A 13765-nucleotide genomic window follows, 5' to 3' on the forward strand; every position below is an offset into this window, starting at 1 on the left:
ATCAAAAATAAAACCTATTAAAAACTATGATTGACCTATTCTTCTACCCAGAAATCAATACTCCACGGTTTCACCTTGGCCGAAAGGATAGAACTATCTGTTTGTCTTCCCAAATCCAAATTTACCCCTTCTTTATTATATCGGTGCCCATTAAAAGAACGTTCTTTATCCAAGGTAATTTTAAATTCAAACCATTCGTCAGAACGGTTGGTAACGGCTATTACATATTTACCATCCGGTTTTTTCCATGCCATAACGCGGTTATTACTCCGCTCCTCATCCTCCTTTATATTATATCGCCTTGAATCCCAAGGCATATATTTCAGGAAACCGGCAATAGCATTGTAGTTAGACCATTCATAAGTGAAATGCCCGTGCTTTAAATTGGGATAATCAAGTCCTCTGTTTTCAGCACTCGGACGGTAAACGCCCAAACCAAATCCTTCCCTGTCTATCTCACTTATCGGTTTCAACACATGCAGCCAATACCATTTCGGCGACTGGATAAAAGTCATCCAATTCATAATGGATTGTGCTGTGTTTACCATTCGCCACTCACGTGTATAATCTTTAACTTGTTCTCTAAAGTATTCAAATTCATTCTGATAAATAGGCTTGCCCTGATTGTTTGCCAGATAATTCTCACGACGCTTCATCACATTGTCCGAGTTATCCCCTATACGGTGGTATACCCAAGCATCTACATATTGCAATAATTGTGGATTTTCCTTCCACAATTTCTCACCATACGTTCCCGCATTTCCACTATTGGTGTCATAGATTATCTCTATTGTATTATCTAATGCGCGAATCTTTGGAGCGGCCATTCCAAATACCTTCACCAATTGATCTTCGGTATAGTGGCAGTGTGGATAAGTGGGGTTAGAGTATTGTGATTCATTTTGCAACCCCCATGAAGAGATCTTAAATCCCTGTTCTTTCATGTATTTCGCGTCTTTAACCAAAGCATCGGTAAATTCCTCCAGAAAATTATCATCGTTGTAGTCCTTTAAGGTACCGTTATTCAGACTGTTGTTATTTTTCCAATAAGGAGCTGGAGACCAATACTCCATAGAGATTCCTTCCACACCGGCATCATTCATCAGTTGCAACAAGCTGTTTACTTGTCCGGGAAAACGTTCCTGAAAGTTTTTCCGGTCATCACTGATTCCTCTGAACCAAATTCCCATAGCTACACGCATGTAACGAAATCCGGACAGCATTTCCTTTGCCAAACGCGTACGTTCGGCCGGTGCTAAATCCCAAGGAACTCCGAATTCAGGGTCATCATTTTCATATCGTTCACTATAATTATCGGATTGAATTTCAAATCCCAATCCTTCAATTACCTGTCCGGGCTGGCTGGTTAGTAATTGATAGTTACCACTGGACATCTTTGAAGGAATTTCATCTTTCTTGTCCGGGTCGTCATTTTCATCAGAAGGCTGCTTCTCATGGTGATGGTAAGTTTTGTATTCCTCCTTGCTACAACTTGTCATTGCGTTAGGAAACAAGAATAGCCCTATTAGAAATACTAAGCGTGCAATCATTTGTCTTTTTTTCATGTCTCTTTGGCTGTTAATAGTTATCATTTTGTCCCAAATTCGGGTTTGTAATAATCTCCTGTGAGGGTATTGGCCAAAGATAATTCTTCGCTGTGTCAAAATTACGTTGAACAATTATCTTGATAAGCCCTTCATTGTACATAGGGGTGAAATCTGCAATTCCGTCTTCATCGATTTCTGGTGTATATGGGAAAAACCATTTATTTTTGTTGACAACTTTATTTATCAGTTCATCCTTGTCAAGCAACCCATAGTTTGGTAAATTCAAGACTTTCTCTGCCAGCTTCCATCGGATAATGTCCATATACCTTATACTACCTTCAAAAGCCAGCTCCATACGTCGCTCAATTCGTACTATTTGGCGCAACTTGTCCCGATCTTGGGTAGTGACTTTGGGGTATCCTGTTGCAGCCGCGTAGTCTTTTTTGTAAGCCCGAGCTCTAACCTGATTGATGGCATCCAACACAGACTGGTCAATGTCATTGGCCTCAATCTTCGCTTCGGCATAGGTCAGCAGCACTTCTCCATAACGAATAAACACAAAATCGGGGTCTACCTTGAATGTTCCGTCATTAATCCATAGTTCATCCACTCCTTTTTTCCTGAGCAAACCGTTGTAAGAAGCATATTGGCTTCCGGTTTTGCAATCAAGATTGGTAATTTCTTTTCCGGCAATAGCACTCCAGACCCTGCTGATGTTAGGATTAGGATTATATATTACACCTACATGTTCAGTTCCAAATTCTACGATTGTGGCAGTGCAGCGCGGATCGCGATTCTTGAAAGGATTTTGTGGGTCAAACAATGGTGATTCATCAATGGGAAGCCCGTCTGTACAAAGAAAAGAGCAGAATAGTTCCCAAGAGGGATATTCGGAAGCATATCCGCCACGGTTTCTAGGGCAATACGACATGGCTGCACCTACGTCCAAGTAGTTTTTTAGTTCTACCGAACGAGGCCAAGAAAGAATATTCTCCTTCGCATGGTGTGTAGAAGCTATAAACAACTCCTCGAAGTCCGGATGAAGTTCATATATCTGTAAATCCATACATTTTTTTGCTGCTTGTGCCGCAAGTTCCCAATCTTCATTATACAATGCGTAACGGGCTTTAATGGCATAAGCGGCTCCTTTGGTTGCAAATTCCCGTTGAGTGCCGTAAGTCTCGGGCAGATAATGCGCTGCTTCATCCAAATCTTTGTACACGTTTTCCATTACCTCTTCCCGATCAGTTCGCCCCATTTCAAACGCTTCATCAATACTGATCTCTTTGTCTATATAAACTACATCTCCGAAGAGAGAAGTAAGTATGGCATATTGGGTGGCACGGACAAAAAGAGTTTGTGCCCTGTACAATTGCTTTTTTTCTTCCGAGATGCCTACACTGTTTGCATCCTCAAGTTTTTCTAACAGAATATTGGCGCGTGCGATAGCCTTGTATCCATTCTGCCAACGTTTCTTTACCTGATCTGATTCTCCATTAATTGTTCCACCTGTTATAAAATTCAAACTGGCTCTAGACTGGTTATCATCACTCCACGGTGAATAATCTATTGTACTTTCATTTCCATTTAACGTGAAGAACACAGTACGATATAGCCCGCCGATAGAACGTTGGATTTCATCTTCCGAACTATACCAGGAATCTCTTGATCCTGTGTCCAACGGATCTAAATCTAAATTGGCACAACTGCTCCATAGACATACTGTTGTAAAGATAAAAAGAATATGATAAACCTTTTTCATATTATTCAGTTTTAAAATTTAATGTTAATACCTCCAAGTATGGATCTGGTAATAGGATAGAAATCTTTATTATCCGTACCACCGATTACGTCCGAACTGTTCTCCGGATCCCATCCTTTCGGATATTTGCTGAAGCACAGAATATCGTTGGCACTAAGATAGATGCGCAGACTCTTAATACTCAATTTCTCTGTCAAATGCTTGGGGACGGTATAACCGACAGTGATATTTTTCAAGCGAAAATAGGCGCCATTGAACAGCCAAAAATCGGACATTGCATAGTTGTGGCCTGATTGAGTGGATGTAAGGCGGGGGTACTTTGCTTCTGCATTTTGTTCGGGAGTATTGTAATTGCTCCAATATTTGCCATCAATCAGTCGGGGAATAGCACCGAAATTGTTACGCAACGGCTGAACCATTTCCGTTTTTTTGCATTGCAATTGTTTTCCTATTCCTTGCATGCTAATATTCAAATCAAAACCCTTGTAATCGGCATTTAAAGTGGCGCCATATAAAAAACGGGGTTGTGAATTACCCAATAATACTCTGTCTCTGTCCGGAGAGATCGGTGAATTATCGGTTGGATCGGCTTTCAGATACTTGATATCACCCGGTTTCACATTATTATTCATCACTGGAGTATTCGCAATTTCTTCCGATGTTTGGAAAATACCATCTGTACGATATCCGTACCATTCGTTGAAATAGCTACCCATTCTCTTTATTCGGTCTCCTAAAAATTGATTTCCCCCAAGGTAACCCATTTTAGAACGATAATCGCTTAGATTGGCAGATATTCCGTAATGAAAGTCATTGATATGATCATTCCAGCTCATTTCAATTTCAAAACCGGTTGTTTTCATCTTGCCGGTATTCTGTTGAGGGTTGTCATATCCTACATAATCCGGTATATCTACATCCAAAATCATATCCTTAGTTATCTTGTAGTAATAGTCTGCAGTCAACCGCAAACGTCCGTCCAATAAGGCTACATCAAGTCCTAATCCAAATGTTTTTGTTGTTTCCCATGATATATTGCGGATGGCGTATTGCCACTGTGCGGCAGTAAGATAGGAAGTAACATTATTACCTTCATAAAATAATTGGTCACTATAAGCCAGTAAAGGCAAATAAGGGTATTCTCCGACACGGTCATTACCCAACAAGCCATAAGACGCACGGAATTTCAGAAAAGACAGCGGTTTGATATGGAGATCCTTAAAGAATGGTTCTTCGCTGATGACCCACCCGCCGGATATGGAAGGAAAATATCCGATACGATGTTTCTTGTCGAAGCGGGAGGAACTGTCACTACGCAGGTTAGCCTGAAGCAAATACCGATTGTTATAATTATACATAATTCTACCGAAAGTAGATCGGTAAGCAGTGTGCTTGGCATTGCCATTATTGAACTGATAGTCACTTGAACCTCTGTCAAGATAGGGGTATTGTGTCAATTCAAAATGATCGCGGGAAGCCTTGAGGTCTTCCGTTTTATAGGTATTGTCTTCATACCCCAGAAGTAAAGTTAATGTGTGATTACCAAGCGTACAGTCATAATTGGCGAACAACTGTTTGGTAATGCTTTGCTTATTGCCTCTTGATTCACTTAGCTGTGTAGAACCATAGTCTGTAATGGCGCCAATCAGTTCATTCGGATTCTCTGCACTAAAGTATTCGATACGCTTTCTGAACTCCTTTGTACGTGAATCGTTATAAATGGGAGATAACACGGCTGATAATTTCAATCCCTTGACCGGAGTCAGATACAAAGCTATTTTCCCACTGACCTGATTGTAATACTCTTTTTTGTTACCGCCATAATGTAACTTTGCATAGGGATTATCTCCTGATTTTCCATCGGCTATACGTCCGTCGCTCCAAGTAGCGGCATAAACCTGAGGGAACAAGTTACTGGCATCCATAGGATCGTATGTTGGCTTGGTATAGCTGGATCTCTTTACACTGATATCAAATGCCGCAGAAATATATTTGTTGATTTTTATATCATTATTCATACGAACAGTGAAACGCTCATAATCACGGTTGTTGTACAAACCGTCAGCATAGTCATATCCGAAAGTGGCTTTGGTTCGTATATGTTCCGTTCCTCCTGCGATGCTGAAAGAGTGTGTCTGTTTGGTAGCTTTGTTCTTTAGCAAGACGTTTCTCCAATTCGTATTGGGATATTTGTCTGGATTTTCGCGGTTATACTCCATGTAATTATCTATCGTTGTAGCAGCGTATGTAGGATACTCGTCGCTTCCATTACCAGCATCGTTCCAACGTAGCTCATTAGTCATTTCCATGAAGCGTTGTACATCTACAAAATCCGGTCTGGCGGTAGGTTTATCTATCCCGAATTCATAAGAATATTCCAAAGAGAGTTGGTTAGTCTTGGCTCGTTTGGTTGTTACAATAATAACGCCTGAAGCAGCTCTGGAGCCATAAATAGCAGCTGAAGCAGCATCTTTCAGTGCAGTGATACTTTCCACGTCGTTGGGATTGATATCATTAATGTTATCGGCAGGCACACCATCCACTATCACCAATGGGCTGCTTTCGCCAATCGTAGTGATACCACGAATGCGTATCGCACTTTGTGCTCCAGGAGCATTGTTGGTACGAGTAACAGTGACTCCCGACATGGCACCTTGCAGTGCTGTAGACAACTGTGCAACCTTTCGATCGGTGATCCTGCTACCCATGACAGAACTTACAGAACCGGTCAAGTCCTTTTTCTGTGCTGTGCCGTACCCGATAACGACCACCTCGTCTAATCCTTGGGCTGCCTCTATCAAAATGACATCAATAACATTCTTATAATCATCCACTTTAACTTCCGTCGTCTCATATCCGATGAACTGATAAGATAGAACACTTCCGGCCGAAACTGTTATCATATAGTTTCCGTCCATGTCGGAGATCACTCCAGTCTTTCCGTCTTTATCGGCTATGGTTGCTCCAGCCATGGGTTCACCGTGTTTATCAGTGATACGTCCTTTGACTGTCTTTCTACTAACGGTCTTTTTGACTTTTTTCAAAATAACATAGTTTCGGTCAAACTCATACGTAATGTTGCTATGGGCAAAGAGCTTATTTAAAGTTTCTTTCATCGAAGCTTTCTTTAATGAGAGAGTAACAGTCTTGCTTACGTCAACTTCATTCTTGTTGTACAAGAAGCTATATTGGCTTTGCTTTTCAACCATGTTCAATACTTCCGAAATGGATGTGTCTTTCACTTGTAATGTGATTGTTTGCTTCTCCTGTGCCAATGCCGGCAGAGAAAAGCAGAGCAACATGATAACTGGAAAACAAAAAGTCGCCCACCACTGCTGAGCAGTTTTCTTCAGTTTATTCCAGTTTTTGCTGTTTAATAATTCTTTTGACATGTTTCTTTAAAGATTTAATTGTTAGCAAATTCTAATAATAAGATTAGTTTATTTTATACAGTTTGCCAATGTATTTATAAGGCGATTCCAAATTGTAATCACACACGTTGATAATCATATTTTTTTAAAATCTAAAAAACAATATAAGAATGATGTGGAATTTTCTTTTTAAATCGCCCTTTAAACAAGAATAGTTTATTTTATGCCTTAAGAGCCTTTGCATATTACTTAAAAAAACAATGTATGAAAAAAATTTGCTATTATTGTATAGGAATTCTTTCCTTGTTTTCCTGTCAGCAGGAAACAGAACTCGCAGAGACCTCTCCTTCAGGCGGGGAGCAGATACAATTTGTTTTGGCTGTAGACAATGACAAAAACACACGTGTGACTACTGACGACAGCTTTAAGACCTTTTTTAATGAAGGAGATGCGGTTGGTGTCTTTGCGGTATCGCATTTACCGGGTAATTCAACAGCGCTTCAATCTCAAGGTAATTACATAGACAATCGAAAATTAACACTTAAAGACGGAGAATGGATAATGGAAGGAACTCCTGTCTATTTTCCGAAGAATGGAGAAGTTCTCGATTTTTATGCTTATTATCCTTACTCCAAAAACATTAATCCTACAGCAATCAACTATGATGCTTCCAAATCCATGTATGACTTGATGCTGGCAAAAACAGTAGACTTGGCCTCATCTTCCGGAACAGTGCAATTATTATTTAAACATCAACTGACGTTGGTGGACGTCAAGCTGACTTCGGGCGGTGGGAAAAATATAGAGATGAAAAATGTAATACCCGCCTGTACGTTTAATCTCGCTCAAATTGGTACACCTGATAAAATGAAGCTTGCAGATGAAGAGACATCTATGGGAAATATAGATTTCGATGAAGAACGGAAAAAGAATTTCAGAGCTTACATACCTTCTCAGCCTCTACAGGAACTGTCTTTTATTATAAAAGCCGGAAATTCGGAACATGAATATTCTCCCGCTAATAAACAGTTTGAACCTGGTAAAGCTTACAGTTATCAGATTGCTTCAAAACTTGTAGATTTGCCTTCATTGCCCAACTGCTATATGGTGAAGCCTGGTGGAGAAATTACTTTTCCCGTATTGAAAGCGTACGAAGTCTGGCGGCAGGAATCCTACTGCGGGAATCCGGATTTGTCCGGGACTTTGAGCGTATCATTGTTGTGGATGGACACAGAAGACCTTATTCCTGAGCAAGGTGTAATTTTAAGTAAAGACGGACAACAGGCAGATAAAAGTACGATTACTGTGAGAACATCTGCCGGCAAGCAAGGAAATGCTGTCATTGCAGTAAAAATCGGTAATGATACCCGTTGGGTATGGCATATTTGGGTAACAGATTACAATCCGGATGAACACACTTATGCCTATGACAACAATGGAGACGGGGTGACAGATTACTACTTTATGGACCGCAATTTAGGCGCCTTGACTGATGATGCAAACAATCCTAATTCCGTCGGTTGCTTTTATCAGGGAGGTAGAAATACCCCATTTCCCACTAGTTCTGTCACATTTCCCGGAGAAGGAGCATCCGTCGCGGATATCCAGTTGTTCGGACACAACGGAAATAAGCCGAAGATTAAAGTAGAAGCTATTTGGGGAGACGACCAAGGACAGTCTATTCGTCGTGTATTGAAAGATCCTCTGCTATTTATCTCTGCTAAAGGCGAGCCCTATAGTTGGGTGACTACTAATCCAAATGCCTCTAACGACCTTGCCGCTGACTTTTGGCCTAACAGTAAGACAAAGGAAAAGACTATTTATGACCCGTCGCCTGCGGGCTGGATGCTTCCCATCTACAAAAACGGGAAATCGCCTTGGGAGAATCTGCCGACTACGTATACTGAATATCTAGCTTCGGCAGGAACTGCATTCGGTAACTATCCTTTGGCAGGAAGATTAAAATTCGATGGCACTTTCCAATGGGCAACAAAGTCGGCAATGATTTATTGCGGAGAGTCTTCCTCCAATCTAAAGACTTATATGGTAATGCTTGCAAAAGACCAAAACAAAATAGATAATAATTATTATAGTCGTGCCAACGCTATGCCGGTACGCTGTGTGAAAATTGCAAAATAAACCGAATTAATTATATGGAATTATGAAAATAAAACAATTGATAATATTGTCATTTTGCCTGTGCGGCTTGGCAGCTTGTGAAGACATCTATAAAGGCGGTGAAAACCATCAGCAAACAGAAGTTGCCGTTTTGTTCAAGCCATCTATCACTTCTTATGACAAAGATGAAGTCGAAAAGTGGAAAGAAGGTGAAACGGTAGGTGTTTATATGATACGGAATAAAGCCGATTTTTCATTAGAGAATTCGATCAACCAAATTTTCAATAAAAAAATGCAAGTTCAGGCGGATGGCATGTTAAAGGTCTCCGGAGAAGAGCCTGCTTTTTTGTATCCGACAGATGCGACAAAGGTGGATTTTATTCTCTATGCACCATGGAATCCAAGTCTGGAAGAGAATGTACTACAACTTGACGTCCGGAATCAAGCAAAATCAGATTTTTGCGATTATCTTTACAGCAATAATGCTAAAAACAAGTATCGTACAACCACACCGGTAAAAGTGGTATTCAAACATGTTTTTGCGAAAATGATCTTTCATATTAGAAACGGTGAAGGTATTAGTGCGGAAGACCTGAAAGTGTTGAGACTGACTTGTTCTGATTTGCCGGCAATAGGGAAATTTTCTTTGGGAACTGCCGAAATGACAGAAATGGAAGCGGGAGATATCCCTGTTTCTGTTTCATCAGAAGGTTCTTATGGAGAATGTGTCTTACTTCCAAGTACGGGAAACGGGCTTCTACTATTTGATGTTGCCGGAAATCAGTATAGAAAAAAAATAGGGAACATGACATTTGAAATGGGAAAACAATATACCTTTGACATTGTGGTTTCTCTGCCCGGCATTGAAGTTAATTTAAAAGAGATTGAAGATTGGGATGTAGAAACTTTTTCATGATTAAAGAATATTTCTGAAAAACATTTTCGGGGGATAATACTTGTTAATAAATTATCCCCCAATGACCATGGCAATAAGGACAGTATATATAATACCTTAAATAACAAATGAAAGAAAAACATGTCATAGATGATTTTGAATTAGTCAATCGGATGCGGAAAAACGATCAACATGCCTTTTCCACTCTTTTTATTAAGTACCATTCTGACCTGTTGTTATACTGTGGGACTTTTATTGCAGACAGAAACGAATGCGAAGATATTATTCAAAGCATATTTTTGGAACTTTGGGAGAAAAGAACAGAATTGAGTATTGATACTTCTTTGAGAAGTTTTTTACTGAGAGCTGTACGGCATGACTGCTATGATGCAATCAAGCATCGTAGAATAGTTGAAAGTCATATAGCTTATGTACTTGAATGTTCTACTGCAACCAATTGGGATGTAGATCATTATGTAAGCTATTCTGAGCTAGAGACACAAATAAATACATTGTTGGAACAATTTGATAAAAAGTCTGTCGATGTGTTTCGTATGAGTCGTTTCCAATCTATTAAATATGATGATATCGCAAGAGAAATGAACGTATCAAGAAGAACCGTTGAGGTACGCGTTGGAAATGTATTGAAATACCTTAGAGATAACCTGAAAGACTTATGGCCTTTGTGACTTATTTTATTAATTATCTAACAATATAATAGATTAAATAATGGATCAACAAGAATACATAGATGAACTGATTATAAAGTGTTTGTCAGGCGAAGCGGGAGTTGATGAATCTAAAGAGTTGTCTCGTTGGATGGATGCGGACAAGGAGCATTTGGCTTATTTCCTGAAGATGAAGAATATCTGGGATATCTCTCATCCTGCTTTTGATATTGAAAGCATTCAACCTCAGTACCGGCTGGAACAACTCTTAGAGAAAATAAAAGGAAGGCAAAGAAGAAATCGGCTTGAAATTTTCGTCAGAACTTGGCAACGGATAGCTGCTTTCATAGCTGTTCCATTGCTTCTTTCGACTTTCTATTTGGGATATCTTCAGAAGAAAGAATCGACAAATCACGTCTGGCAAGAACTGAATGCCTTATATGGCACACGAACTAAAGCAGTGTTACCTGATGGTAGTGTAGTTTGGATGAACGGTGGTAGTACATTGCGTTATCCGCTTCCTTTCGAAGGTAAAAAGCGCGATGTCGAGTTGAAAGGTGAGGGCTATTTTCAAATAGCTCCTGATAAAAAACGTCCATTCATTGTACATACGCCTCGTCTTGATATTGAAGCTTTGGGAACGGAATTTAATGTCTATAGTTATGATAGTGACAGTTTGACGCAAGTTACATTGGTCACAGGCAGTGTATGTGTTTCGTCCAAAGAACGTCGAATTCTTATGAATCCGAATGAACGTATCGTTTACAATCACCGCAACAAAGATTATCAATTATATTTGGGTAATCCTGAAAAATGGTGTTCATGGAAGCAGGGAGAATTAGTTTTCCGCAATGAACCGTTGCAGGATATTTTTAAACGGTTAAGTCAAATGTATAACATCAGTTTCCAATTGGATGAAATGAGTAAAAATCTGATCTGTCATGCAACTTTTAAAGATGAATCATTGGATAGGATTTTGCACTTATTGGAAAAAACTATGTCAATAGAGTGTCAATATCTTAAGAATGGAAGTAGCGATCATACTGAAAAACAATATGTTAAAATCAGCTGTAAAAAAAGAAATTAATAAATTATGAAGAAATATTATCTGTTGTGCGTCATGACATTTACTGCGATAAGTTCAATTTTCGCTCAGAAACAATACACTCTTACATCTCCTGACGAAAATCTGCAGACAAATGTGTATGTAGGAGAAAAAATTGAGTACCAAATTCAAAATAAAGGAAAAATTTTATTGGAAAATTCTCCGATAGCACTGACACTCGTTAATGGAAACACATGGGGAGAACAACCCAAAGTCATTAAAGCGAATCATTATGAGAAAAAAGGCAATATTGTTTCTCCTTTTTACCGTGCAGATTCAATAACCGAAAACTATAAGTCGCTTGTGCTTCGCTTTAAAGGAGATTTCAGTATCGAGTTTAGAGCCTACAACGATGGAATAGCGTATCGCTTCATTAATCACTCCAAACAACCTTTCTGCATCAAAAATGAGACGGTAGAGTACCATTTTCCTGATAATTATCAAGTCACAGTTCCTTATGTTAGGGAAAATGAAGGAAATATAGAAGCACAATTCTTTAATTCATTTGAAAATGTGTATGAAACCACATCGCTTACAGGCTATAACCCTAAACGTCTGAGTTTTCTGCCACTATTGGTCGATACGGGCACCGGAGTAAAAATGTGCATTACTGAGACCAATCTGGAGAATTATCCGGGACTCTATATGAATATTTCCCAAATACATCCACATACAATGGTGGGAGTCTTTGCCCGTTATCCAAAGTACGTAAAGCAAGGTGGTCATAATAATCTGCAATTACTCGTTACGGAACGTGAACAGTATATAGCAGAGGTGAATGGAGCGCGAACCTTTCCTTGGCGAATTATTGCTATAGCTCAAAAGGATACAGATTTAGCTGCATCAGACTTGAGTTTCTTATTGGCAGAGCCGTCCCGTATTTCAGATATCTCATGGATAAAACCGGGAAAGGTGGCTTGGGAGTGGTGGAATGCGCTTAATTTGGCTGATGTAGAATTTCGTGCTTGGAAAAATACGGATACGTACAAATACTATATTGATTTTGCCGCATCAAAAAATATAGAATATATAATATTAGATGAAGGATGGGCCGAAAACGGTAAAGCGAATTTAATGTGCGTTGTTCCTGAAATTGATTTGAAAGCTTTAATAGATTATGCAGCTACAAAGAAAGTTGGCATTATACTCTGGGCGGGTTATTATGCTTTTCATCGGGATATGGAACAAGTGTGCAAGTACTATTCCAAGTTGGGAGTAAAGGGCTTTAAAGTGGACTTTATGGACCGGGATGACCAAAAAATGACAGCCTTTAATTATCAGGCAGCTCAAGTAACTGCCAAATACAAACTATTACTTGATTTACATGGGACACATAAACCTGCGGGGCTAAACCGAACCTACCCTAATGTACTGAATTTTGAAGGTGTACATGGATTGGAGCAGATGAAATGGAACGATATCAGTAAGGACCAGATGAAATATGATGTTACCATTCCTTTCATTCGCCAGTTAGCCGGTCCCATGGACTACACGCAGGGAGCTATGCTGAATGCAACCAAAAAAGATTTTTACCCTTGCTATTTCAAACCTATGAGTCAAGGAACCAGATGCCACCAGTTGGCTCTTTATATGATTTTAGACTCACCGTTGAACATGCTTTGCGATTCTCCTACTCATTACAACAAAGAAATAGAATGTACAGAATTTATCGCTTCCATTCCTACAGTATGGAATGAAACAAGAATTATTGACGGAGAAGTAGGTGAATGGATTATAACTGCCCGGCGTAATAATTCCATATGGTATGTAGGAGGAATCACAAACTGGACATCGCGTGATGTAAAATTAGATCTCTCTTTTTTACCGCAAGGAAAATATAAAATAGAAATCTTCAAAGATGGAATCAATGCAGACCGCAATGCAACGGACTATAAGAAAGATTTTTTTGTAACAGAGGATATTACAAAAATACATAAGCTTCATTTAGCACCAGGAGGTGGATTTGCGATGAAGATAGAGGGCTACTTACCTTAATTTGATATAGATAACTCAAGCAATTATAATTCCACTTTTTAATGACAATAGTTCGTTAAGTTTTGAATTAACAATAAAATATTAAGTCAAGTCGAACCGATTCATTATATTAAGGGTTCCTACATCCTGAAAAAAATGAATCTGAACGAACTTGACCAATATAGTGAGATAATCATCGGCTTGCTGAATAAATCGGCGGTAAAGATAAACAATAGTTCGTTAAATTTTAAATTAACATTTAACGAACTATTGTATACAGGAACAGCCAAATAAGATATTACCGGATTCTGACAAGATTAGGTAA

General features: G+C 39.2%; 8 protein-coding genes. 5 read left to right on the forward strand and 3 right to left on the reverse strand.

What is annotated here, in order from left to right; translation table 11 throughout:
• Positions 1–35: 35 nt before the first annotated feature.
• Genes HMPREF9010_RS21550 through HMPREF9010_RS21540 form a run of 3 tightly spaced genes read right to left on the reverse strand, consistent with a single transcriptional unit; the run spans position 36 to position 6701 of the window.
• Positions 36–1565: a hypothetical protein gene (locus HMPREF9010_RS21550; RefSeq protein WP_157453719.1), complete on the reverse strand. Its 1530-nt coding sequence runs from the start codon at positions 1563–1565 to the stop codon at positions 36–38.
• 13 nt (positions 1566–1578) lie between these two features.
• Complete coding sequence (locus tag HMPREF9010_RS21545; RefSeq protein ID WP_008646846.1) at positions 1579–3309, reverse strand: RagB/SusD family nutrient uptake outer membrane protein; 1731 nt, start codon at positions 3307–3309, stop codon at positions 1579–1581.
• Between the two features lie 11 nt (positions 3310–3320).
• Positions 3321–6701: a TonB-dependent receptor gene (locus tag HMPREF9010_RS21540; RefSeq protein WP_008646848.1), complete on the reverse strand. Its 3381-nt coding sequence runs from the start codon at positions 6699–6701 to the stop codon at positions 3321–3323.
• 243 nt (positions 6702–6944) lie between these two features.
• Between HMPREF9010_RS21540 and HMPREF9010_RS21535 the strand changes: the two genes are divergently transcribed.
• The 5 genes from HMPREF9010_RS21535 to HMPREF9010_RS21515 all read left to right on the forward strand — a co-directional run bounded on the left by HMPREF9010_RS21535 (position 6945) and on the right by HMPREF9010_RS21515 (position 13461).
• The gene (locus tag HMPREF9010_RS21535; RefSeq protein ID WP_008646849.1) at positions 6945–8819 is read left to right on the forward strand and encodes a fimbrillin family protein; all 1875 of its coding nucleotides are present in this window, start codon (positions 6945–6947) and stop codon (positions 8817–8819) included.
• A gap of 22 nt (positions 8820–8841) precedes the next feature.
• Positions 8842–9714: a fimbrillin family protein gene (locus HMPREF9010_RS21530; protein WP_008646850.1), complete on the forward strand. Its 873-nt coding sequence runs from the start codon at positions 8842–8844 to the stop codon at positions 9712–9714.
• A gap of 107 nt (positions 9715–9821) precedes the next feature.
• Positions 9822–10382, forward strand: coding sequence for an RNA polymerase sigma-70 factor (locus tag HMPREF9010_RS21525; RefSeq protein ID WP_008646851.1), 561 nt, complete (start codon positions 9822–9824; stop codon positions 10380–10382).
• Positions 10383–10422: 40 nt separating this feature from the next.
• Positions 10423–11448, forward strand: coding sequence for a FecR family protein (locus HMPREF9010_RS21520; protein WP_008646853.1), 1026 nt, complete (start codon positions 10423–10425; stop codon positions 11446–11448).
• Between the two features lie 6 nt (positions 11449–11454).
• Positions 11455–13461 (forward strand): glycoside hydrolase family 97 protein, encoded by a 2007-nt coding sequence (locus HMPREF9010_RS21515; RefSeq protein WP_032852431.1) that lies wholly within the window; start codon positions 11455–11457, stop codon positions 13459–13461.
• Positions 13462–13765: the final 304 nt, after the last annotated feature.

The sequence above is a fragment of the Bacteroides sp. 3_1_23 genome (assembly GCF_000162555.1).
In the GTDB taxonomy this organism is placed as follows: Bacteria; Bacteroidota; Bacteroidia; order Bacteroidales; family Bacteroidaceae; genus Bacteroides; species Bacteroides ovatus.